Raw genomic sequence first — 22477 nt, 5'->3', positions numbered from 1 at the left:
GACGGTCCGTCTACCTGGATCCGGCGGGTGTCGCCCCGCAGGAAATCTTCTATGAGTACCCAGTCAGGCTGCTTTGAGGATTGCGCCCTTTGGCACGACGCCAGCGGAATTGAATTGCCACAGCGCGATCAGCAACTTGCGCGCGAGAGCCACTATCATCACGCGGCGGACGCGGCCGCCGTTGGTTCGCACCCGCTCCTCATACCAGAGTGTCAGTTCTGATGTTGGTTGATGTCGCAGCCACAGCCATGCGACTTGGATCATCGTGACGCGCAGCCGTTTATTGCCCGCTTTGGACACCCCTTGCTCTCGGTCCATCGCACCACTTTGCCACGGCGATGGCGCCAGTCCCGCATAGCTGGCGACCTGTCGTCGATTACTGAAGCTGCGGAACAACCCCTCGGCATGAAGCACGCCAGCGAATTCCGGGCCGATACCGCGCAATTGAAGCAGACGAGCGCTGGCCGACGCTGACGCTGGAGCCTCTTCGATCGCCGTGTCTAGTTCCAGCATCGCATCGCGTTCCCGCTCAACGTCTTTGATCTGCCCCAGAACCAACTCCAACCGGTCTAGCTCGCGCTCGATCTCATTCTTGAGATGGCGTGGCAACGGTCGTCCGTCGCCGGTAGTGAGCTCTTCCAACCGAGCCCGCCGGTTGGTGCGCAGCGGCTCGTAGTCGCCCACTCCTTGCGCGAACAGCAGGCCTTTCACTCGGTTAACGTGCCGGATGCGCTCGATCACCAGCGAGCGTCGCTCCCGGCAGATGCGACGGCGGTCTTCGTCTTCGACGCTTGGTACTGCGACCATCGCGCAGACCCTCGGCTCTCCACGTTTATAGGCGAGCAACGTACGGACCAGGGCCTCACCGTCGAGCTTATCCGTCTTCGCACGCCGACTCCGTCGCGAAGCCGCGATCGAGGCTGCATCGACGACGTAACTCTCGATTCCTTCGCACATGAGGCAACGGTGTATCCAGAAGCCGTCCAGTCCAGCCTCCTGAATAACGACCAATGGGTACTGCTTGCCGGTCCGCTCGCGCGCTTTGGCTTGTAACTGCGCGAACCGCTCGAGGAGGACAGGCACATCACCGCCCTTCACCTGGTGCCGCGAAATGCGCTCGCCGCGCCCCGGCAACAGAGACGTCACCAACCAAGTGGAACGGCTCAGCTCCAATGACACAAAGATCGCATTTAACTGAGTGCTGACGGCGGCATGGGATAAACCGGACATGGAGAGCCTCCTTGACGATAAAGCGGGGAGGTCAGTGTGCCTTAACTAGCGCCAACCCGCGCCCATGGGATCTTTTTGCGTTTGAGGCGGATGTACCGCTTCAGAAGCGATAAGCGACGCCAGCGCTCAATACCCAGGGATCGAGATTGTGCCGGGTCTTGAGCGCAAGGGTGCCGTCTTCGTAGAACGAGGCGGTCGGCCGGACCCAGTACCTCTTGGCATCCAGCGAAAGGCCCAACCCTCGATCGTTCAGCGCGATGTCCACGCCGCCCTGCAGGGCGAAGCCCAAGGCATTCGACATCCTGACTTTGTCGACGCCGAGCGCTCTGGCCGTGTCGCCCGGCTTTTCGTCGATCACGAAGAAGATCGAGGGGCCGGCACCGACATAAGGCTTGATCGGCGTGCCCGTGTCGAGGTGGGCTTTCAGCGTGACCGTGGCGGGCAGGATCAACACGTGATCGACAAGGCCGGCACCGGCGAGATCGTCCGTGCCGCTGACGTGGTGCTGGGTGAGGCAGCAGATCGTCTCGACCGAGAAGGTCTTGTTGAAGAAGTATTCCACCGCGACGGTCGGCACCACATTGTCATTGGCCTTAGTGCCCACGGTATCGAGCGCCGCCAGCGTGCCGCCGAGGGTCGTGTTCGTGTCGATTGCGGTGATCTTGTCGATCTTGCCGTCGGGAAGGACGGCGGTGCCGAGCACCTTGACCTGCCACGCGCCGTCGGGTCTGCCGGCCAGTGCCGGCGTGGCGATTGCAGTGGCGGCCGCGAGCGCCGCAAGCAGGGTCAGTCTGCGCATGTCTTGTGTCTTTCCGTCGCCGCCGGGGCCGCACGGTGCGATCCCCCCTCTTGAGCGGCGACGGCCTTGGCTGTGGATCATCTGGCGCGCGGTTGAATTGATGCGGCGCAATTTCGCGGAAAATCGGATGTTGGAGGCTCGCGAGCGCGCTTGATCGAGCGCAATGACGCGCGGCCCATCTCGGGCGATCCTCTGGCCGATGTGGACCTATCACCCCAAGCTTCTGGCGGTCCCCGTGCCGCGCTACACCAGCTTCCCCACTGCGGCGGAGTTCGGCGAAGACGTGGGCGTGCCCGACTTCGTCACCGCGCTGGAGGAGACGCGGGGCGAGGTTTCGCTCTATGTCCACATCCCCTTTTGCCAGAAGATCTGTTGGTACTGCGGTTGCAACACCAGCGTCGCCAACCGCACCGATCGCGTGGCGGGCTATCTCGACGCAATCTGCCGCGAGATCGTGCTGGTTTCCGAGCGCGTGCCTTCGACCACCCGGATCGCGCGGATTGCTTTCGGCGGCGGCAGCCCGAACGGCATTTCACCGGTCGACTTCGTGCGGCTTGTCGACAGGCTGACGCTCCATTTCGCCGCGTCCAGCCCGATCATGTCGATTGAGCTCGATCCGCGCACGTTCGGCGCCGACTGGGCGGCGGTGATTGCCTCGGTCGGCATAAGCCGCGCCAGCCTTGGCGTGCAGACGTTCTCGCCCGCGTTGCAGAAGGCCATCGGCCGCGTTCAGCCGACGCGGATGATTGCAGAGACCACCGAAAGGCTGCGCCGCGCGGGCGTGACCTCGCTCAACTTCGACCTCATGTACGGCCTGCCCGAACAGACACTGGAGGACTTGCGCGATTCGCTGGCGCGGACGGTCGCACTTGGGGCCGATCGCATCGCGCTGTTCGGTTATGCCCACGTGCCGCACCTCATCGCGCGGCAGCGGAAAATCGACGCCGCCGCGCTGCCCGATGCCGAGGCGCGCTTTGCCATGGCGGCTTTCGGTCATGCGTTCCTTGTGGCGGAAGGCTATGCGCCGATCGGGTTCGACCACTTCGCCAGACCGGAGGACAGCCTTGCGCAAGCGGCGGAGGCGGGGCGGCTGCGTCGCAATTTTCAGGGCTTCACCGAGGACCACGCGCCGGTTCTGATCGGGCTGGGCGCTTCGGCGATCAGCCGTTTTCCTTTGCTGCTCGTGCAGAACGAGAAGAACACCGGGCGTTACCGCGCGATGCTTGCGCAGGAACAACTCGCCGCCGGGCGCGGCATTGTGCGCTCGGCCGACGATCGCAGGCGCGGAAAAGTGATCGAGGACCTGCTGTGCCGGAGCCGCGCCGCGATCGACGCGGACTTGCGGGAGGAGGGATGGCCCTTGCTCCAGCCCTACTTCGCCGCCGGACTGTGCGAGGCGGACGGCGAGGATCTCGTCATCGCGCCGGGCGGCCTGCCCTATGCCCGTTCGATTGCCGCGCGCTTCGATCCCTATCGCAAGGATTCTCTGCGGCGGTTCAGTTCGGCGGTGTGACGCTTTTCACCCTCCTGCCTCGAATTCCAACCCGAACAGTTTCCCCTCGGTCCAGCGTACGAGTCCCCAGACTTCGCGCCCATCGTCCAGCCTTGCCCGCACCGCTTCGTTAAGCGCCGGCGGCTCGCCCACGGCGGCGGCGCTGAGGCCGTGCGAGGATATGTCGCGGATCATGATCTCGATCGACCTGCCCGTCGCATCGGTGAGCACGAAATGGGCCAGGTGCGCGCGGCGGCGTTCGCGGGGGGTAGGCGTGGGCTTGAAGCGGTGCGCGTCCATATCGGCGGGAGAACGGCCGGAATCGGGAAAAGTTAAGCGCGGCTATCCGGTTTTGAGCCGGATCAATGGCAACCGCGCCCCTCTCTGCGAAGACGTCCCCGCCGGTCTCTCACCGCCGCTCCACTCGCGGTCGGTGAAACCGCTTCTCCCCCAACTCAAAGGGCGGCCCCTCGGGACCGCCCTTTTTTGTTTTATAAGACCGGCGAAACCCGTGCTCAGCCCCAGGTATCGGTCAGCTTGGTGGCGATCTCGATGTCGTTGAGGAAATCGACTTCGGCCCAGTTCAGGCCCTCGATCGAATTGGTGCCGACTTTGCCGGTGGGCGCGATCGAATCGATCACTTTGAGGTACCAGTGCTGCACGCCTTCGGGCGTGCGCATGGCCTGCCGCACGGTCTCGCGGAACAAGTCGGCGCCTTCGCCCCGGAAGGCCAGGAAGCCGATCGATTCGGCGTTAGACTGGACGGCGTTCAGCGTCTTGCCGATGTGGACCAGACGGCCATCGGCCGTGCGCTCGACTTTCATGTCGTCGCTGTCATAGCCGTCCTGCTTGACGTCGACGGTGACGGTGATCGGCCAGAGATTGCCGTCCTTGTCGGTCGCGCCCTGCTGCACCTTGTGGACGATCTCCTCCGAAACCAGCGTGTCGCCGTTGAGGATCAGGAAATCGTCGCGCATCGTTTCGCGCACGATCCAGCACGAGCCCAGATTGTCCGCCACCTTGAAGAACGGGTTGAAACGCACCGTCACGTCGACGCGGGGATCCTTGATCGACTGGAGGTGCTCTTCCAGCATGTCGGTCATGAAACCGGTGACCACGTCGATCCGTTTGACGCCGCCGCGCGCCAGCATCTCGATCTGCCATTCGATCAGCGACCGGCCGGAAAAGTCGATCATGCACTTGGGACGCTCGGCCGTGAGCGGAAGGAGGCGTGAGCCCTGGCCGGCGCTGAGAAGAATGGCGTGTTCGATCATGGGTTTCACATTCATGTTCGCGGGGGGGATGGTTCGCATCTAGGGATTGCGGCGCAAAAGGAAAAGGTGCGGCGCGATAAGGAGGCTGCAACGGAGCCTGCAAATGCGGCGCCGTTCACGCTGCGGCAATCGCGATTTCGCGACTGGCTTGCAACTCGTGCTCCCCTCGTTCACATGCAGATTTGATGTCCCCCAAACGCTACCGTCAAGAGAGCCAGTCTCCGCTGGGCCGGATTCTCCAGAACACCGCCTGGCTGCTGGGCGGCAAGGGCGTGGGCGCAGTTTGCGGGATCGGCTATCTCGCGATCCTCACGCGCACGCTGGGGCTCAAGGACTTCGGCCACTTTTCGCTGATTTTCGGCACCGCGCAGGCGCTTGTCGCCATCGCCGGGTTCCAGACCTGGCGCGTTGTCGTGCGCTATGGCAGCGAACACGTGCACAACGAGGACTGGAGCAAGTTCGGCCGTCTCGGCATGCTCTGCGGCGTGCTGGACGCAGTGGGCGCGATCATGGGCTGCGGCATCGCCGCCGTCTTGATCTATGGTTTCGCCCATAAGCTGGAACTCAATCCGCAGTACATGAACGTGGCGTTCTGGTATTGCTGCGCCTCGCTCTGGGCGCTGGTTTCGGCTCCCACCGGCATCGTGCGCGCGCTGCACCGGTTCGACATGGCGGTCTATGTCGAGGCCGTGGTGCCGATCGGCCGCCTTGTCGCGGCGGTGGCGATCTGGCTGACCGGCCCGTCGGTGGGCCGCTTCCTGTTCGCCTGGGCCGCCATCGATATTATCGAAGCGACGCTCTACTGGATCATGGCGCGCCGGCTTGCGCCAACGGCGGTGCGCTTGAAGCACTTCTTCGAATGGCGTCAGGCCATTGCCGAAAATCCCGGCGTCACCCGCTTCTTCATGGTGACCTACGTGGGCTCCACGCTCGATGCGGCGGTGAAGAACGGCCCGCTGCTGGTCGTCGGCGCCTGGGTCGGCACCAAGGCGGCGGGTCTCTACCGCCTTGCCTCGCAGCTTTCGCAGGCGCTTACCAAGCTGTCCTCGCTGCTGACGCGCTCGGTCTATGCCGAAGTGGCGCGCGTGCGCGTGACCTCGCAGGCGGCCGAGTTCCGCAAGCTGGCGTTCCAGACCAGCAAGATTGCAGGGGTTGGTGGCATCGTCGTGGTCACCGTGGCGATCCTGCTGGGCAAGGAGCTGCTGGCCCTGATCGGCGGCGATGCGTTCGAGAGCGGCGAGGCGATTCTCGTGCCGCTCACGGTCGCGGCCTGCTTCGATCTTGCCAGTGTCGCGTTCGAGCCGGTGCTCCACTCGACCGGGCGCGCGCAGCATTCGCTGGTGGCGCGCCTGATCTCGGTGGTCGCGCTGGCCGTGGGCATGTTCTATTTCATCCCGATGGGGCCCAGCGGCGCAGCCTGGGCAGTCGCGCTGGCCGGCGCCGTGTCCTATCTGGCGATGGGGGCGATGGCCTGGCGCACACTGTCGCTGATCGAGAGCGACGCGATCCGGGTGATCGACGCCGAGCCGGAACCGGACGAACCCGGCTCGACAGTCGAGTGACGGTCGGTATCATGGGGGCATGTCCACAGACCTGCTGACCCGCGAAGCCGCCCGCCTTTCCGACCGCATTGTCGCCTTGCGACGCGCGGTCCACGCTGAGCCCGAGATCGGCCTGCACAATCCGAAAACGCGCGACAAGATCCGCGCCGCGCTGGCCCACCTGCCGCTGGAATGGCGCGAAGGGCCATCGACCACCGGGCTGATGGCAACCTTGAAAGGCGGGGCCGGGGACGGTGGCTGCGTATTGCTGCGCGGCGATACCGATGCCCTGCCGATGCCCGAGGAGACCGGGCTGGATTTCGCCTCGACCATTCCCGGTGTCATGCATGCCTGCGGGCACGACACCCATGTCGCCATGCTCGCGGGCGCCGCGGAGATTCTGGCGGGTCAGGCGGACAGGCTGAAGGGCGAAGTGCGCTTCATGTTCCAGCCGGGCGAGGAGGGCCATCACGGCGCCCGCTTCATGCTCGATGACGGACTGCTGGGGGGCGAAGGCTTCGACCGGCCGCTGCCCGATGCCGCGTTCGCGCTGCACATCATGCCCAATGCCCCGCACGGCGTCATCGGCGGTCGCGCTGGGCCGCTGATGGCGGCGGCGGACGAACTGCGCATTACGGTCACCGGGCGCGGCGGTCATGCCTCGATGCCGCATGACACGGTCGATCCGGTGCCGGTCGCCTGCGAGATCGTCATGGCCATCCAGACCATGGTCGCGCGGCGCTTCAGCGTGTTCGACCCGGTCGTCGTCACCATCGCCAAGATCGAGGCGGGCAGCGCCCACAACGTGATTCCCGATGCGGCAAAGTTGACCGGCACGATGCGCACGCTCTCGGCCGAGAACCGCGCGCGCCTGAAGGACGAACTGCCGAGACTGGTCGCCGGAATCGCCGGGGCCCACGGGTTGACCGGCGAAGTGACGATCCTTGAAGGCTTCCCGGTAACCGTCTGCGATCCGCGCGCGGTCGCTTTCGGGGAAGGCGTGGCTCGGGACCTGTTCGGGCAGGAGGCTTTCCGCCGCCTGCCGGACCCGATCATGGGCGCGGAAGACTTCGCCTATGTGCTGGAGAAAGTGCCCGGCGCGATGTTCTTCCTCGGCGTGGCGCCAGAGGGGGCGGACTGGGCCCATTGCTGCGGCATCCATTCGACACGGATGATGGTCGACGAATCGGTGCTGCCGCGCGGATCGGCCTTCCTGGCCGGCCTTGCGCAGGGCTGGCTCCAACGCGGTTTCGACTAGGAGACCTTCGGGCAGGCGGCATTGCCGCTGCGGTCATTGCCATGACACCGGCTCCTTGCTGCCTAGGCGGCAAGGAGAGCCACCATGATCATGGACCTGGAAACCGATCTGGCATTCGCCGATTTCTTCGCCGCACAGCGCGACGGCAACCCCTACTGGAACGAGAGCGTGTGGTTTTCGCTCTCGGTGCCTTCCCGGCACATCCATGGCCTCATCCAGTACTATTTCCGGCCGAACATGGGCATGCTCAACGGCGGCCCGGTGCTGTGGGATCCGAGCGGCCGGTTCCAGTGGAACTGCCTCCACTACGACTGGGCGCACTTGCAGGCCGCGCCTTCGGAAGCCGCCAAGTTCGACATGACGGCGCGCAACTCGCTGTCCTGCCGGATGATCGAGCCACTCGCGAAGTACAAGCTCGACTATGACAAGGACGGCCTGTTCCTCGACCTCACCTGGACCGCGATCGGCCCCGTCCACCAGCTGAAGACGGGCGATGCGGGCCAGAGCGCGACGGCTGGATTCCATATCGAACAGCCGGGCCGGATGACCGGGACCTTGCGTTGCGGTGGCGAGGAATTCGCGGTCGACTGCCTCTCCATGCGCGATTGCTCCTATGGCAAGCGCGACTACGAATCGCTGGCATGCGGCGGCTATTTCTGGGGTATTGCCGAGGACCGCGCCTTCCACGCCATCGCCATGGGGGAGGGGACCGAAGGCCGCTCCATTGGCGGATTCATCTGGAAGGACGGCCGGCTCTCCAGCCTTGTCTCGGGCCGCCGCGAAGTGCTGGAATGGGGCGAACACGGCCCCGCGCGCACGCTGTTCGAGGCGACCGACGGGCTCGGCCGCACCCTGCGCGCCCATGCCGAGATCGACCCGGGCCTGATCTTCACCGGCTATACCGACCACACCGTCGTCTGGTCGCTGACGCGCTGGGACTGGGACGGCGTGGAACTGTGGGGAGACAATCAGGAGTTCTGCCCCGCCGCCCGCTTCCGCGCCATCGCGCGCGGTGAAATCGCACCGGGAGATCCGGCATGAGCGCTATCACCCCCGGCCAGATCATCGTCGTCAACGGCACTTCGGGGTCGGGCAAGTCGACCGCCTGCGAGCTGTTCCAGAAGCGCCGGCAGGACTACTGGTTGCTCTACGGCATCGACCATTTCATGGCCCAGACACTGCCCGCGCAGTTCGGCCACCACGGACCGCGCGCGGCCGAAGGGATCGAGGCGGTGCCGATCGATCCCGCCGATCCGCAGGGCCCGCTGCGCTGGCGCTTCGCCCCGCAGGCGATGGCTGCCTTTTCCGCGATGCATGAATGGATGGCGGCGACCTCCCGGCAGGGTGCCAACGTGATCTTCGACCACCTGTTGATGAGCGATCCGCCGGTCCTGCAAGATCTCGTCCGCCGGACCGAGGGGCTGCCGGTGCTGCTGGTGACTCTAAAGCCCCCGTTCGAAGTGCTCGAACGCCGCGTGGCCGAGCGGGCCATGACCAAGCGCATGCCCACCGATCTGCTGGGCGAGGATGCGGTGAACAAGATCGTCGACCGCCTCTCGCGCCTGCGGCCGTGGTTCTTCGAGGAAGTCTACCGGAACACGGTGTCCGATCTGGTCATCGACACTTCGGTCCAGTCCCCGGACGAGGTCTGCGCCGCGATCGCGGCGCGACTGGCCGAAGGGCCGGGCACCGCGTTCGAGGAATTGCGCCGCCGGGAAGCTCAACGCGCGGCCTAGAAACCCCGCTCTTTGAGCCACGCGACGATGGCCTCCTGCGCCTCGGGCGCGAACTGGAGTTGGTGGCCGAAACGGTTGAAGGCCACAAAGTGGCCGTCGCGCGCCGCTTTCGCCAGAGCTTCGCCCTGCACGAAAGGGATCAACCGGTCGTCGCGGGCATGCAGCACGAGGACCGGCGCCGCAACGCCCGGCATGGCGTCCAGACTCTCGAAGCGGTCGAGCAGCAGCAGGCGCACAGGAAGCCATCGGAACATCCTGGCGGCCACATCGGGCAAGCTGGTGAAGGGCGAGACGAGAACCAGTGCTGCCGGCGCATGGTCGTGCGCCAGCCTCGTGGCGACGCCCGTGCCCAGCGAGGCGCCCATCAGGATCAGGCTTGGGGCCGTCACGCCTTTCGCTTCCAGAAACGCGCGTGCTGCCTCTCCGTCGCGGATCAGGCCGGTCTCGGTCGGTTTGCCGGGATTGCCGGAATAGCCGCGATAATCGGCGAGCAGCACGCCATATCCGGCGTCGGCCAGCTGCTGCGTGGCCTTGGCCGCGCCGGGCAGATTGTCGCCATTGCCGTGAAAGAACAGCACGGTGCGCTTGCCGGGCGCCGCCGGGCGCCATGCCGCCGTGAGCGCCAGTCCGTCATCGGTGTGGAGCGTGACTCGCTCGAAACCGGAGGGGGTAGGCGCGGCGTGGGGGTGGGCCGGATAGACGATGGAGCGCTGGGTCAGAAACAGCAGCAGCACGGCGGCGAGGTAGAGGCCGCCGATGGCGACGATCGCCGTCAGCAGCAGCCGTCTCACACGGCTAACCGGTCGAGCACGTTGTCGCGGCGGGTATCCTTGAGCAGCAAGGCCGCCACCAGCGAGACCGCGCAGAGCGCCGAGACGTACCAGTAGAACCCGCTCTCGTGCCCGGCCGCCTTGAACGCCAGCGCGACGTTTTCGGCGGTCCCGCCGAACAGCGCATTGCCGACGCCATAGGCAAGGCCAACGCCCAGCGCGCGCACATGGGTCGGGAACATCTCGGCTTTGAACAGGCCGCTGATCGAGGTGTAGAGGCTGTTGATGACCAGCCCCGCCAGCACTAGCGCAAAAGCGGGGCCGATTGCTCTGGCTCCGGCCAGCGCGGTGAAGATCGGCACGGTGAATACCGTCGCCAGCGCGGCGAACAGGATGATGTTGTTGCGGCGCCCGATCCGGTCGGACAGCAGCCCCATCAGCGGCTGAAGCAGCATGAACAGCGCCAGTTCGCCCAGCATCAGCATGGTCGCCGCTTCCTTGCTCAGGCCCACGGTGAGCACGAGGTACTTCTGCATGTAGGTCGTGAATGCGTAGAATGAGAGACTGCCGCCCGCCGTCAGCGCAACGACGATCAGGAACGGGCGTGTCGCCACGCGGAACAGTTCGGTAAGGCTGCCCGCCGCCTCACCGGCGCGGTCCGCGGCGCTGGAGGTCTCGTGCATGTGATGGCGGAACAGCACGATGCCGAGCGCTCCCGCCGCGCCGATCAGGAAGCCCACGCGCCAGCCCCATGCGGCAAATTCGGCCTCGGTCAGCACTTGCTGGAGAAGCACGATCACCAGCGTCGCGCAGAGCTGCCCGCCGACCAAGGTGACGTATTGGAACGAGGACCAGAAGCCGCGCCGCCGCCGTCCGGCGATCTCGCTGAGGTATGTGGCGGCCGTGCCGTATTGTCCGCCGGTGGAAAAACCTTGCACCATGCGGCCGATCAGCAGCAGCAGCGGCGCGATGATGCCCACTTGCGCGAATGTCGGCAGTACCGCGATCAGCAGCGCGCCGCCGCCCATCATCATGACCGAGAGCACCATCGCGCTCTGCCGCCCGTGGCGGTCGGCATAGCGGCCGAAGTACCAGCCGCCGATGGGGCGCAGCAGGAAACCGACAGCGAAGATCGCGCTGGTCGCCATCAGCTGAACCAGCTGGTCGCTCTTCGGGAAGAAGGCGGGAGAGAAGTAGAGCGCGGTGAAGGCGTAAATGTAAAAATCGTACCATTCGATGAGGTTGCCCGCCGATCCGGCAAGGATCGCGCGCAACCGCACCGCGTCGCTGATGCTGCCCGGCTTTACCGGGGAGTCCGCAGCGACGGCATCCACCGTCAGGCGCGCGCTTCGTTCACGCCGGCACTGTTGTGCCGCAGCGCCTTCAGCACGGTATCGACGATCTGCGGGGCATTGAGGCCCGCTTCGTCATACTGCGCCTCGGGCTTGTCCTGATCCTGGAAAATGTCGGGCAGGCGCATGGTGCGGATCTTCAGGCCCGCATCGGTCAGCCCTTCGTCGCTCGCCATGGTCAGCACATGCGCGCCGAGACCGCCGATGGAACCTTCCTCCACCGTGACGACCACTTCGTGGCTGAGCATCAGCTTGCGGATGAGTTCGGTGTCGAGCGGCTTGGCAAAGCGAAGGTCGGCAACCGTGGCGGAAAGCCCCTTGGCCTCCAGCAGGTCGGCAGCCTTGAGCGCCTCGCCAAGGCGGGTGCCGAGCGAGAGCAGGGCAACCTTGGACCCTTCGCGCACGATCCGGCCCTTGCCGATTACCAGCTGCTGCGGAACGTCGGGCAGCGCCACGCCGGTGCCGTTGCCGCGCGGATAGCGGAAGGCAATCGGGCCGGAATCGTGGAGCGCCGCGGTGTGCGTCATGTGGACCAGCTCCGCCTCGTCGGCGGCGGCCATGACCACCATGTTCGGCAGCGTCGCCAGATAGGTAATGTCGAACGAGCCTGCGTGGGTGGCGCCGTCGGCACCGACCAGACCGGCGCGGTCGATCGCGAAGCGCACCGGCAGGTTCTGGATGGCGACATCGTGCACCACCTGGTCGAAGGCGCGCTGCAGGAACGTCGAATAGATCGCGCAGAACGGGCGCATGCCTTCGGCGGCCAGCCCGGCGGCGAAGGTCACCGCGTGCTGTTCGGCAATGCCGACATCGAAGCTGCGGTCCGGGAACTGCTGCACGAACTTGTCGAGCCCGGTGCCCGAGGGCATGGCGGCGGTGATCGCGCAGATCGTCGGGTCGCGTTCGGCCTCGACGACCAGCGCCTTGGCGAAGACGCCGGTATAGCTGGGCGGACCGGCGGGCGACTTGGCCTGTTCGCCGGTGACGACGTTGAACTTCTGCACGCCGTGATACTTGTCGGCCGCTTCCTCGGCCGGGGCGTAGCCCTTGCCCTTCTGCGTGACGACATGGACGAGGATCGGGCCTTCGCCCGCGTCGCGCACGTTTTCCAGAACCGGAATCAGCGCGTCGAGATCGTGGCCGTCGATCGGGCCCACGTAATAGAAGCCCAGTTCTTCGAACAGGGTGCCGCCCATGGCCATGCCGCGGGCGAATTCATCGGTCTTCTTCGCGGCCAGATGCAGCGGGCGCGGCAAACGGCGGGCGAACTTGCGCGCCAGTTCGCGCAGGCCAAGGAACCGGCCCGAGGAGACGAGGCGCGCGAGATAGGCCGAGAGCCCGCCCACCGGCGGCGCGATCGACATGTCGTTGTCGTTCAGGATCACGACCAGACGATTGCCGGCTTGTTCGGCGTTGTTCATCGCCTCATAGGCCATGCCCGCGCTCATCGCGCCGTCGCCGATCACGGCGATGCCGCGGCCGGGCCTGCCCTGAATCTTGTTGGCGACGGCAAAGCCGAGCGCGGCCGAGATCGAGGTGGAGCTGTGCGCGGTGCCGAACGGATCGTATTCGCTTTCCGAACGCTTGGTGAAGCCCGAAAGGCCGCCACCCTGGCGCAGCGTGCGGATGCGGTCGCGGCGGCCGGTCAGGATCTTGTGCGGATAGGCCTGGTGGCCCACGTCCCAGATCAGACGGTCCACCGGCGTGTCGAACACGTAGTGGATGGCCACGGTCAGTTCGACCACGCCAAGGCCGGAGCCGAGATGACCGCCCGTCTGGCCGACGGCGGAAATCATTTCGGCGCGAAGCTCGTCGGCCAACTGGCGCAGCTGCGCGGGCTTGAGCTTGCGCAGGTCGTCAGGCGTATCGACGGTATCGAGAAGCGGAGTTGCCGGATTGGCTGTCATGGTCTTGGTTTACACACGAGTTGGTCTGGTGTCGAATTTTCCGCTGCGCATAGGCCGCGAATAGTCCAAGATACAGAGATTCCCGCAGGAGGTCCCGATGAATCTCCCTTCGAATCCGCTGAGCCGATCGAATCCCATCGCTTTCGTGGCCACCGCCGACCGCGATCGTGCGCGGGCTTTCTATGCCGAGACGCTGGACCTTCCGGTGCTGGCGGAGGACGATTTCGCCGTGACGTTCCGGATGGGAGAAGGGGGCACGACCATGCGGCTGACGGCCGTTCCCGGCCACCAGCCGCTGCCGCATACGGTGCTCGGCTGGGCGGTGGACGATATTCGCGCCACGGTTGCCGTGCTTCGGGACAAGGGCGTGGCTTTCAATATCTACGAAGGCTTGGGGCAGGATGCCGACGGTATCTGGCAGGCGCCGGGCGGTGCGCGGGTCTGCTGGTTTCCCGATCCCGATGGTAACGTGCTCAGTCTCACGCAATTCTGAGCGTGCGGTCAGGCTGGTGCGGCTGGCGCGATCGTGACATGAACCGGCTCCCCCCAACCGAGGAGCTATCCTTGTCGCTTTCCATCCGTCCCGCCACCGTTGACGATCTTCCGCAGCTTTCCACCGTGATGGACGCCGCCATCGGCGAATTGCAGCAGGGTTTCCTCGATCCCGAACAGATCGCATCGAGCCGCGCGGTGATGGGGCTCGACCGCCAGTTGGTCGAGGACGGGACTTATTTCGTGGCGGAAATCGATGGCGAGATCGCCGGATGCGGCGGCTGGAGCCGCCGCGCGACGCTCTACGGCGGCGATCACAGTGCTGGCCTGCGGGAGCCGCGCCTGCTCGATCCCGCCAGCGAGGCGGCGCGGGTGCGGGCGATGTACACTCATCCGGGTTTCGCGCGGCGCGGCGTCGGCCGGGCGCTGCTGGCGCACTGCGAGGAACGCGCCCGTGCCGAGGGATTTACCACCTGCGAACTGATGGGCACGCGCTCGGGCGAGCCCCTCTACCGCGTTGCGGGCTATGAAGTGATCGAGCGGATCGAGGATGCCACCGGCGGTGCCCCGGTGCCGCTGGCCCGGATGCGCAAGGCTATTTAGATCAGCTACAGGCGGCGCAAGTGCCGCGCAGTTCCACCACCGGGCGCACATCGGCGAAACCGGCCTGCCGGGCCGCTGCGACCAGCGCGCCGGTCAGCTTGTCGTCATCGATGTGCACGGCCTGGCCGCAGACGTCGCAGATCAGGAAAATGCAGTCGTGCTGGCAGCCCGGGTGGCTGTTGGCCAGATAGGCGTTCGCGCTTTCGACGCGGCGCGCGAGGTTGGTGCGCACGAAGAGGTCGAGGATGCGATAGACGCTGTTGGGTGCGACCCGCTTGCCGCGCAGCGCCGAAACGCTTTCGGCAAGGTCATAGGCGGAGGCGGGGCGTTCCCGCTCGACCAGCGCGCCGAACACGTCCGCGCGCATTTCGGTCCACTGCTCGCCCGCTTCGAGAAGAGCGGCGCGAGCGGCTTCGATCAAGCCTTTGCCGGAATGTTCGTGATGATGGTGCGCACTAGCCATGCTCCCCATATGGGGGCTTGGCGGCGCAGGCGCAATCCAAAGGTCGGGCCGAACGCTCGGCCCGAAGGTCTCTCAGCGCTGGACCGATGCGGCGTGCGCGGGCGGCACGATGTTTTCGGACAGCGTGTGATGGCCAAGGCCCATCACGCCGAACACCAGCAATGCACCGCCGCCGAAGCCGAGGGCGAAGAAGCGGTAGAAGTCGGCCTTGAAGAGTCCCATGATCGGTGCAGCTATCCAGTGGTTCACGAATTTGCGTGCGGCCCCCTTGAGCCGATTCGCCTTGCCGTCCAGTGAACGTGGGGTATTCCGCCCGGGTTATGCGATGAATGGTTAATGTGACGCGATGAATGGCGGGAACAGTCGCGCGACCGTCATGCAAATGGGCGAATGCAGCCGATTCGCCTAAGGGAAGAGCGAGCCCAGTGCGCCATGGGCAAGCGATGCCAGCACCAGCAGCGCCAGCGGAACCACGGCGCAGCCGAAGGGCAGGGCAAGGGCACCGGCAATGGTACCGCGGTGCCGGATCCGGCCCAGCCGCACCAGCACTGCCGATGCGGCCATGCCGACAAGGAAGGCAAGGGCGACCAGCGGTCCGAGCCAGTCTACCCTCATATCTACCCTCATAAGCGCCTTCCTCCCCGTATCCTCAGTGCTTGAAGTGGCGCATGCCGGTGAAGACCATCGCCAGACCGGCCTCGTCGGCAGCGGCGATCACTTCGTCGTCACGGATCGAGCCGCCCGGCTGGATCACGGCGGTGGCGCCCGCCTCGGCGGCGGCCAGCAGACCGTCGGCGAAGGGGAAGAACGCGTCCGAAGCGACGGCCGAGCCGACCGTGCGCGCCTGCGCCCAGCCGAACTTCTCGGCCGCTTCCGCTGCCTTCATCGCGGCGATGCGCGAGGAATCGCGGCGGTTCATCTGGCCGGCGCCGATGCCGGCGGTAACGCCGTCCTTGGCATAGACGATCGCGTTGGACTTGACGTGGCGGGCCACGGTCCAGGCGAACAGGCAGTCCTTCAGTTCCTGCTCGGTCGGCGCGCGCTTGGTCACCACCTTCAGATCGCCCACGCCGATGGCGCCGGCGTCGCGGCCCTGCACCAGCAGACCGCCGGTGATCGGCTTCACGGTCAGGCCGGGGCGGCGCGGATCGGGCAGGCCACCGGTCAGCAGCAGGCGCAGGTTCTTCTTCTTGGCGAAGAAGGCGCGGGCTTCCTCGTCGGCGTCGGGGGCGACGACGACTTCGGTGAAGATCTGGCAGATCGCTTCGGCGGTCGGACCGTCGAGCGTGGTGTTCACCGCAACGATGCCGCCGAAGGCCGAAACGTCGTCACAGGCCAGCGCGCCCTGCCAGGCTTCCAGCAGGCTGGAGCCCTGCGCCACGCCGCAAGGGTTGGCGTGCTTGACGATGACCACGGCCGGATCCTGACCCTTGAACTCGGCAGCGAGTTCGAAGGCGGCATCGGCGTCGTTGTAGTTGTTGTAGGACAGTTCCTTGCCCTGCACCTGCTCGCCCTGGGCGAGGCCCTTGGTGAACGGGCCGACCGGCGTGTAGAGCGCGGCCTTCTGGTGCGGGTTCTCGCCATAGCGCAGCGTGGTGGCCAGACGGCCGTTGACGCTGAGCATCTCGGGGAACTCAAGGCCCTGATCGGCGAAGGCGAACCACTGGCTGATCATCGAATCGTAAGCGGCGGTCTGGGCATAGGCGCGCGCGGCCAGCAGCTTGCGGAACGACAGGGTGGTGCCGCCGTCGGTGGTTTCCAGCTCGGTCAGCAGGCCGGCATAGTCCTTGGGATCGGTGACGATGGCAACGAAGGCATGGTTCTTCGCGGCCGAACGCACCATCGACGGGCCGCCGATGTCGATGTTCTCGATGATCTCGTCACGGTCGGCGCCCTTGGCGACGGTCGCTTCGAAGGGGTAGAGATTGACGACGACGAGGTCGATCGCGCCGATCTCGTGATCGGCCATGGCCTTGGCGTGTTCCGGATTGTCGCGCACGGCCAGCAACCCGCCGTGAACCTTGGGGTGCAGCGTCTTGACGCGGCCGTCCATCATTTCGGGGAAATTGGTGAGGTCCGAAATGTCCTTCACCTCAAGACCGGCGTCGCGCAGCGCCTTGGCCGTGCCGCCGGTGGAGACCAGCTCGACACCGCGCGCGGCCAGCGCCTTGCCCAGATCGGCAAGGCCGGTCTTGTCGGAAACCGAAAGCAATGCGCGGCGGATCGGGACGATGTCGGTCATGAGGGGCCTCTTGCAAATGGGATCGGGCAGGGAGTTGCGCCGTGTTACGTCGGCCCCCTAAGTCGGCCCCCCTAAGTCGGCAAGGCCAAGGCTGCAAGTCGGGTAAGGCACAACCGGTGGCGTACCTCAGCCCAAATCACCCCATTTTCTTGAGAAGCCAGCCGAAGTTTCCGCCGCCGCGCGAAACCATGCCCTGAATCACCAGCTGCTGCGTGGCCTGCGGGCGGCCGAGTCCGTCGACCCAGAGCGAATCCTCCAAGGTCACTTCGCCGGCGGCGCTGCGGAACTGCCAATAGCTGCCATCGGGCAGGGCAAGGCCCGCGCCCTGACCGTCCACGGTGGGCGATACTTCGACGTCGGGGCCAAGGTGGAAGCGGATCGCGAAGCCGACTTTGCCGCGCTTGCCCTTGCGGCCGGACGGCAGCAGCAGGTCTTCGCCGCGCAGCTCGGTGCCGTCATCGCGCAGGATCAGGATGCGGCGGTGAGTCAGGCCGTGGCGCGCGGCATAGCCGTTGTGGCTGGCCTCAAGCCGGGTGGCCTGGCCGCCGTTTTCCTGCGCCAACGTCTTGCGATCGACATCGACCTCGCTGACGCCCGAACCGATCGCGCCGTTGATCAGCACGGCGGTGGAATTGGCATCGTCCAGCGTCATCGTCGAATGGGCGGCCGTCGCGCGCAGAGCTTGTTCCAGCCGGACCGGGACAAGCCCGCCGCCGCTGGCGGCCCCGCCGCAATTGACGATCAGGCGGTGCTTGCCGTGCGACAGTTCGAACGCCAGCGTCGAGGCGCAACCATAACGCGCATGGGCGGGCAGTGGCGGCGGCGCGGTGTCGAACTGAAGGATCGACTTCTGCGCGACCACGCGCTGGTATCCCCATTGACGCACTTCGCGCAGCGGGCGGGTGCGCACGCCGCTGGCCTTGATGAGCTGGTCGAGATCGGCGGCGCTGACGGCCCATGCGCCCTGCCACGAACCCAGCGAGCCATCGCTGTGAGTCAGCGCCAGCAGCGGCGGCACCAGCATCTCGATCACGCGCTCGATCGTCTGCGGCGCATCGCGGCGGGTGGCCTGATAGCAATTGCGCAGGCGGACGAGCAGCGCGATGGCTTCCATCTGCGCCAGCGGACTGCGCGAAAGCAGGCCGCCATCGTCGCCCATCAGGTCGCCCAGCGCCTTGATCAGGCCGGCTTCGCCGTAAAGGCGGCGCGGGCGGCCATCGGGCAGCAGCAGGCCGGCGGCGATGATCGCGCACCATCCGGCCACTTCGGCCAGCCCGTCCTCGGCATTGTGGACGCGGCGGTCCAGCCAGCGCGCGGTCGCGGCGATATGCGCCAGCGTGCGGTTGCGCAGCGCCTTGTCGCCGGACAGGATCAGCGGGGCATGGGCCAGCCAGTTCATCAGCCGCATGCCGGTGTGGCCGACCGACCAGGCAGGCCCCTTGCCAGGCTTGGACGGCGGCACCGGATTGGCCTGAAGCCAGGAGGTGAGCAGGCGCTCGGCAACCGGGATGCACTGCTCACGCGGGGCGCAGACTTCGAGGTCGGTCAGCCACGAGAAGCTGTGCACCACGCGTTCGAGCGGCGGCGTGACGCGCGCCGCGCCCGCATAGTCGACTTGCGCGATCGGCGTCCTGGCGCCGTGGACAAGGAAGTGCCCGGCGCGCAGCGCGGTGCCGGCGGCGCCATTGCCGGGCAGGGTATTGTTGACGGTGGCAAGCAGGCGCGTGCGCGGCTTGCGGCCCAGCGGCGACGTCAGCATCGTTGCCGGAATGCCCAGGCGATAGGCGAAACGGATGAAGCGATCCGCCGCGCCGGTGGCGGGCGGCGAGAAATCGGCAAGCGCAAGGTTGCGGCCGGTTTCGATCCGCACGTCGATCTGGGGATCGCCTGAAAGACCGGGCGAGAGATCGTTATGACGATCCGGCCGCGTCTCCGGGGAGAATTCGGTGATGTCGGGCTCTGTGGTCAGGCCCTGTTCCAATGCACCGTGCAACGCACTCTCCTCGGCGGCCGTCAGCGGGCCCGGGTTGCCCGCCCGATCCGCGACCGGATAGCCGGTTCTGAAGCGCGGATGGGCGGTTGTGGCCAAAGTCTCAGTCCAGTCCCTTGAGTGCCCGGATATTGGCGGCATATTGCGATGGGCCGCCCCGGAACGTGGCGGATCCCGCCACCAGCACGTCGGCACCGGCGGAAACGCAGAGCGGCGCGGTCTTGGCATCGACGCCGCCATCGACCTCGATCAGGATCTCGCGGCCCGACTTGTCGATCATCTTGCGCACCGCCTCGATCTTGCGAAGCTGGCTGGAGATGAAGCTCTGGCCGCCGAAACCGGGGTTGACGCTCATGATGAGGACAAGGTCGATCTCGTCGATCAGGTAGTCCAGCATCTTGGCGGGCGTGGCCGGGTTCAGCGAGATGCCCGCCTTCTTGCCCAGCGACTTGATCTTCTGGACGGTGCGATGGACGTGCGGGCCGGCTTCGGGGTGCACGGTGATGATGTCGGCCCCGGCAGCGGCGAAATCCTCAAGGAAGGAATCGACCGGGGAGATCATCAGGTGCACGTCGAACACTTTGGCCGAATGCGGGCGCAGCGCCTTCACCACGGCGGGGCCGATGGTGATGTTGGGAACGAAGTGGCCGTCCATCACGTCGACATGGATCCAGTCGGCACCCGCTTCATCGACCGCGCGCACTTCCTCGCCCAGGCGGGCAAAGTCGGCGGAAAGGATCGACGGCGAGATCAGGGGGACGGTCATGGAAATTCGATACTCCTCATGTGCAAGAATAAGACACCATATGTAGTGGGGACAAGCGGCACCCCGGTCTTTTCCACACGCGATATGGCGCGGCGCGCCCTATGCCGTGGTCGCGCGGGGATGTCCCATTGTGAATTCTCAATTCAGAGTGCATTCACGGCCTTGCTGCCAATTCGCCCCCCTGAAATGAAAGCGCGCGCAGGCGGTTTCCAAGGTCTGCGAACGCCGATTGGGTTAGATGGACGAGGTCACAGGACCGATGAAGACGACACTTTCGCATCATTCGCGTGGCGCCCGGCGCACGGTTGCCGTTCTGGCGGGGCTGGGCATGCTGGGACTCGCGGCATCGGCCGGCGCGGCCGTGCGCGGCCATGAGGAAATCCGCAACGACCTGAGCCAGTGCCGGGCCGACCGCGGGCCGGCGCTGATGGTGACGGTGGACGGCATCAAGTCCTCCTCGGGCACGATCCGGGTCCAGAGCTACCGCGCCACGCCCGACGACTGGTTGCAGGCGGGCCGGTGGATCTCGCGCATCGAGACTCCGGCGCGGGCCGGGTCGATGACGTTCTGCGTGCCGCTCCCGGCAACCGGGACGTTCGGGATCGCCGTCCGCCATGACGTTGACGGCAATGGCAAGACCGACATCGGCACCGACGGCGGCGCGATGTCGAACAACCCCTCGATCAACATCTTCAATCTCGGCAAGCCGAGCTACTCGAAGGTCGGGGTCGCGGTGGGTAACGAAGTGAAGTCGATCCGCATCCAGATGCGCTACATGTGATTTTTCGGGCCGGTGCCGTTAAGGACCGGCCCATGTATGGTTCAGTGCCGTTCGGGTCGCTCTGAAAGGATCGCGCGGGCGTCGGCCAGATCCGACGGTTTGTCGACATCGACCGCCGCCAATCCGTCGCGCGCGGCCACGAGCCGCGCGGTCACGCCGATCTTGCTGCCCAGCCGCGCCAGTGCAGAGGCCAGCGTCAGGCGGCCCAGCGCATAGCCGATCAGAATGCCGGGCCCGAGCCGCGCGGCAATGCGCCAGGGGCGCTTGCGATCGGCCTCGACAAGCTTCCAGGTGTCGATCGCCGTTTCAGCCCGGGGGGTGTTCAGCAGGAACAGGTTGCAGCCGGACCAGTGGCCATCGGCAAAGCGCAGATAGGTGCGCTTCGATCCCGGCATGGCCAGCTCGATCGCCTCGCGCCGGGCCAGCAATACCGCGACATCGGCGTCTTCCGGGGTGTCGGCAATGAAATTGTCGACCCACTCGCTGCGCAAAAGGGCATGGTCCGATGTCGTCACCAGCATCGGCGCGCCAAGCCGGGCCAGACCGGCGGCAACGCTGGCGCTGGGCCCCGCTTCGGCGGGAATGACTTCGCAGCCCAGTTGCTGCGCCAGAGCCACCACGGCCGGGTCGTTGGCGACCACGGCAATGCGCTCGACCCGGCTCCCCTTCAGGGCATCCACCACATGTGCAAGCATCGGCTTGCCGGCGATTTCGACCAGCGCCTTGTGGCTGGTGCCCTCGCTTGCGGCGACGGGATCGGGGGCGCCGGGGCGCGATCCGGCCAGCACGAGCGCGGCGTGGGGGCGATGCTCCGGAGTCATGCCGCGCTGCGCTCGCGCGCCTTCTTCGCGCGCCAGACCTGCCAGAGCACGCCCGGTGCCGCGAGCACCGGATGACGTTCCCGCCAAGGCGTCAGGCGCACGGGAATCCCGGTGTGGCGCTCGATTTTCCAGGCGGCATAGCGTGCGGCTCCTTCGAAGGTGGTCGAGGCCTTGAGCAGGCGGAGCACGTTGTACGGCTTGCCGAGCCGGCGGCGATGCGCCCACCAGCCGAGTATCTTCTGCCGCTCGTTTTCGGGGAGCTGCGGGCAGATCATACCCTCGGATTCGCGGGTGAAAGCGATTCCGTCCGCCGCCAGTGCGAGCGGCAAAAGTCCGTCGAAATGTTCGCGATTCACCGAGAGGATGGAATCCTCGCGGCCCGCCTTCTCGACACGGAATTCGGCCGCGTAAGTCGCGCGAAACAAGGCGCGCCAGTAATCCTCTGCGGTGCCTTTCGCGGGCCCGAGCGCCACCGCAAGACGGCTGGCCGTGCGCGCCGCGCCCGATACCGCTTGGGCGACACGCAGGGCGGCATCCGCGTCACGCTGCCAGGCAAGGCCGCTCGGCTGGACGAAGCGGGCCCAGATCGTGGTATCGACCAGTTCGCCCGCCGCAGCGGCGCGGAACGTCTCCAGCGCCATTGTCGCGACTTTGGCGCGCAGGGTGACTCCCTCGCGCTCCCATTCATGATAGCTGACGCGCGGCCAGATCTTCTCGACCTGCGGGCCTTCGGTCAGCACGTAGAAATCAAGCACGCCTTCCAGTGAGCCGGTGCGCAGATTGGATCCGTAGAACAGCACTGCCGCCGTTCCCGGCGTGGCGCGCGCGAGCCGCTCGGCAAAGGCGCGCACTTCCGCCACCACGGGGCGGTCCAGCGCCGCCCGCACCCGCGCTTCAAGTGGCTGGCCGTAGACTTCAGTCATGACGTCATGCTCTCGGGCATGCCTGCCCCGAAATCAA

General features: G+C 66.2%; 23 protein-coding genes. 8 read left to right on the top strand and 15 right to left on the bottom strand.

The window, feature by feature from the left end:
- Positions 1 to 63: 63 nt before the first annotated feature.
- The gene (locus AC1VVM_RS03415; RefSeq protein WP_482905801.1) at positions 64 to 1230 is read right to left on the bottom strand and encodes an IS110 family RNA-guided transposase; all 1167 of its coding nucleotides are present in this window, start codon (positions 1228 to 1230) and stop codon (positions 64 to 66) included.
- A 100-nt stretch (positions 1231 to 1330) separates the two neighbouring features.
- On the bottom strand, positions 1331 to 2029 hold the full coding sequence (locus tag AC1VVM_RS03410) for an OmpW/AlkL family protein (protein WP_482902775.1): 699 nt from the start codon (positions 2027 to 2029) through the stop codon (positions 1331 to 1333).
- A gap of 199 nt (positions 2030 to 2228) precedes the next feature.
- Between AC1VVM_RS03410 and hemN the strand changes: the two genes are divergently transcribed.
- Positions 2229 to 3542 (top strand): oxygen-independent coproporphyrinogen III oxidase, encoded by a 1314-nt coding sequence (gene hemN, locus AC1VVM_RS03405; RefSeq protein ID WP_482905145.1) that lies wholly within the window; start codon positions 2229 to 2231, stop codon positions 3540 to 3542.
- Between the two features lie 6 nt (positions 3543 to 3548).
- On the opposite strand, the gene AC1VVM_RS03400 is transcribed toward hemN, so the two are convergent.
- Positions 3549 to 3821 (bottom strand): histidine kinase, encoded by a 273-nt coding sequence (locus AC1VVM_RS03400; RefSeq protein WP_482902774.1) that lies wholly within the window; start codon positions 3819 to 3821, stop codon positions 3549 to 3551.
- 215 nt (positions 3822 to 4036) lie between these two features.
- Positions 4037 to 4795, bottom strand: coding sequence for a phosphocholine cytidylyltransferase family protein (locus AC1VVM_RS03395; protein ID WP_482955845.1), 759 nt, complete (start codon positions 4793 to 4795; stop codon positions 4037 to 4039).
- Positions 4796 to 4980: 185 nt separating this feature from the next.
- Here AC1VVM_RS03395 and AC1VVM_RS03390 point away from each other — a divergent pair, with 185 nt between their 5' ends.
- The 4 genes from AC1VVM_RS03390 to AC1VVM_RS03375 all read left to right on the top strand — a co-directional run bounded on the left by AC1VVM_RS03390 (position 4981) and on the right by AC1VVM_RS03375 (position 9330).
- Positions 4981 to 6357, top strand: a complete 1377-nt coding sequence (locus AC1VVM_RS03390) for a lipopolysaccharide biosynthesis protein (RefSeq protein ID WP_482955844.1) — start codon at positions 4981 to 4983, stop codon at positions 6355 to 6357.
- A gap of 19 nt (positions 6358 to 6376) precedes the next feature.
- The gene (locus tag AC1VVM_RS03385) at positions 6377 to 7594 is read left to right on the top strand and encodes a M20 metallopeptidase family protein (RefSeq protein ID WP_482902771.1); all 1218 of its coding nucleotides are present in this window, start codon (positions 6377 to 6379) and stop codon (positions 7592 to 7594) included.
- 84 nt (positions 7595 to 7678) lie between these two features.
- A complete protein-coding gene (locus AC1VVM_RS03380) occupies positions 7679 to 8635 on the top strand; it encodes a hypothetical protein (protein ID WP_482902770.1) in 957 nt (318 codons plus the stop codon).
- On the top strand, positions 8632 to 9330 hold the full coding sequence (locus AC1VVM_RS03375) for a phosphotransferase-like protein (RefSeq protein ID WP_482902769.1): 699 nt from the start codon (positions 8632 to 8634) through the stop codon (positions 9328 to 9330). Before AC1VVM_RS03380 ends, AC1VVM_RS03375 begins: the two co-directional genes overlap by 4 nt.
- On the opposite strand, the gene AC1VVM_RS03370 is transcribed toward AC1VVM_RS03375, so the two are convergent.
- Genes AC1VVM_RS03370 through dxs form a run of 3 tightly spaced genes read right to left on the bottom strand, consistent with a single transcriptional unit; the run spans position 9327 to position 13359 of the window.
- Positions 9327 to 10121, bottom strand: coding sequence for an alpha/beta hydrolase (locus tag AC1VVM_RS03370; protein ID WP_482955843.1), 795 nt, complete (start codon positions 10119 to 10121; stop codon positions 9327 to 9329). The genes AC1VVM_RS03375 and AC1VVM_RS03370 overlap by 4 nt on opposite strands.
- Positions 10118 to 11440, bottom strand: coding sequence for an MFS transporter (locus AC1VVM_RS03365; protein ID WP_482905144.1), 1323 nt, complete (start codon positions 11438 to 11440; stop codon positions 10118 to 10120). The genes AC1VVM_RS03370 and AC1VVM_RS03365 overlap by 4 nt, the downstream gene beginning before the upstream one ends.
- Positions 11437 to 13359, bottom strand: a complete 1923-nt coding sequence (gene dxs, locus AC1VVM_RS03360) for a 1-deoxy-D-xylulose-5-phosphate synthase (protein WP_482955842.1) — start codon at positions 13357 to 13359, stop codon at positions 11437 to 11439. The genes AC1VVM_RS03365 and dxs overlap by 4 nt, the downstream gene beginning before the upstream one ends.
- A 97-nt stretch (positions 13360 to 13456) precedes the next feature.
- Here dxs and AC1VVM_RS03355 point away from each other — a divergent pair, with 97 nt between their 5' ends.
- Positions 13457 to 13852 (top strand): VOC family protein, encoded by a 396-nt coding sequence (locus tag AC1VVM_RS03355; protein ID WP_482955841.1) that lies wholly within the window; start codon positions 13457 to 13459, stop codon positions 13850 to 13852.
- A gap of 38 nt (positions 13853 to 13890) precedes the next feature.
- Positions 13891 to 14454 carry a GNAT family N-acetyltransferase gene (locus AC1VVM_RS03350; protein WP_482902765.1) on the top strand — a complete coding sequence of 188 codons (564 nt, stop codon included), beginning with the start codon at positions 13891 to 13893 and terminating at the stop codon, positions 14452 to 14454.
- 1 nt (position 14455) lies between these two features.
- Here the strand turns inward: AC1VVM_RS03350 and AC1VVM_RS03345 are convergent, their stop codons facing one another.
- The 6 genes from AC1VVM_RS03345 to rpe all read right to left on the bottom strand — a co-directional run bounded on the left by AC1VVM_RS03345 (position 14456) and on the right by rpe (position 19915).
- Complete coding sequence (locus AC1VVM_RS03345) at positions 14456 to 14926, bottom strand: Fur family transcriptional regulator (protein ID WP_482902764.1); 471 nt, start codon at positions 14924 to 14926, stop codon at positions 14456 to 14458.
- Between the two features lie 63 nt (positions 14927 to 14989).
- Positions 14990 to 15139 (bottom strand): hypothetical protein, encoded by a 150-nt coding sequence (locus tag AC1VVM_RS03340; protein ID WP_482902763.1) that lies wholly within the window; start codon positions 15137 to 15139, stop codon positions 14990 to 14992.
- 183 nt (positions 15140 to 15322) lie between these two features.
- Positions 15323 to 15544 carry a hypothetical protein gene (locus tag AC1VVM_RS03335; protein WP_482955840.1) on the bottom strand — a complete coding sequence of 74 codons (222 nt, stop codon included), beginning with the start codon at positions 15542 to 15544 and terminating at the stop codon, positions 15323 to 15325.
- Between the two features lie 22 nt (positions 15545 to 15566).
- Positions 15567 to 17159, bottom strand: coding sequence for a bifunctional phosphoribosylaminoimidazolecarboxamide formyltransferase/IMP cyclohydrolase (gene purH, locus AC1VVM_RS03330; protein ID WP_482902761.1), 1593 nt, complete (start codon positions 17157 to 17159; stop codon positions 15567 to 15569).
- A gap of 136 nt (positions 17160 to 17295) precedes the next feature.
- Positions 17296 to 19248, bottom strand: coding sequence for a heparinase II/III family protein (locus AC1VVM_RS03325; protein ID WP_482902760.1), 1953 nt, complete (start codon positions 19246 to 19248; stop codon positions 17296 to 17298).
- A gap of 4 nt (positions 19249 to 19252) precedes the next feature.
- Positions 19253 to 19915, bottom strand: coding sequence for a ribulose-phosphate 3-epimerase (rpe, locus tag AC1VVM_RS03320; RefSeq protein ID WP_132389677.1), 663 nt, complete (start codon positions 19913 to 19915; stop codon positions 19253 to 19255).
- A gap of 259 nt (positions 19916 to 20174) precedes the next feature.
- On the opposite strand from rpe, the gene AC1VVM_RS03315 reads away from it, so the two are divergent.
- On the top strand, positions 20175 to 20696 hold the full coding sequence (locus tag AC1VVM_RS03315) for a DUF2141 domain-containing protein (protein WP_482902759.1): 522 nt from the start codon (positions 20175 to 20177) through the stop codon (positions 20694 to 20696).
- A gap of 41 nt (positions 20697 to 20737) precedes the next feature.
- Here the strand turns inward: AC1VVM_RS03315 and AC1VVM_RS03310 are convergent, their stop codons facing one another.
- Entirely contained in the window at positions 20738 to 21517 is a 780-nt protein-coding gene (locus tag AC1VVM_RS03310; RefSeq protein ID WP_482902758.1) for a nucleotidyltransferase family protein, read from the bottom strand.
- Complete coding sequence (locus tag AC1VVM_RS03305; protein ID WP_482955839.1) at positions 21514 to 22440, bottom strand: hypothetical protein; 927 nt, start codon at positions 22438 to 22440, stop codon at positions 21514 to 21516. Before AC1VVM_RS03305 ends, AC1VVM_RS03310 begins: the two co-directional genes overlap by 4 nt.
- Positions 22441 to 22477: the final 37 nt, after the last annotated feature.

The organism is Novosphingobium sp. BL-S-33 (assembly GCF_056857025.1).
Note: the sequence above shows the minus strand (reverse complement) of the source record. Positions and strands in the feature narration are given on the sequence as shown.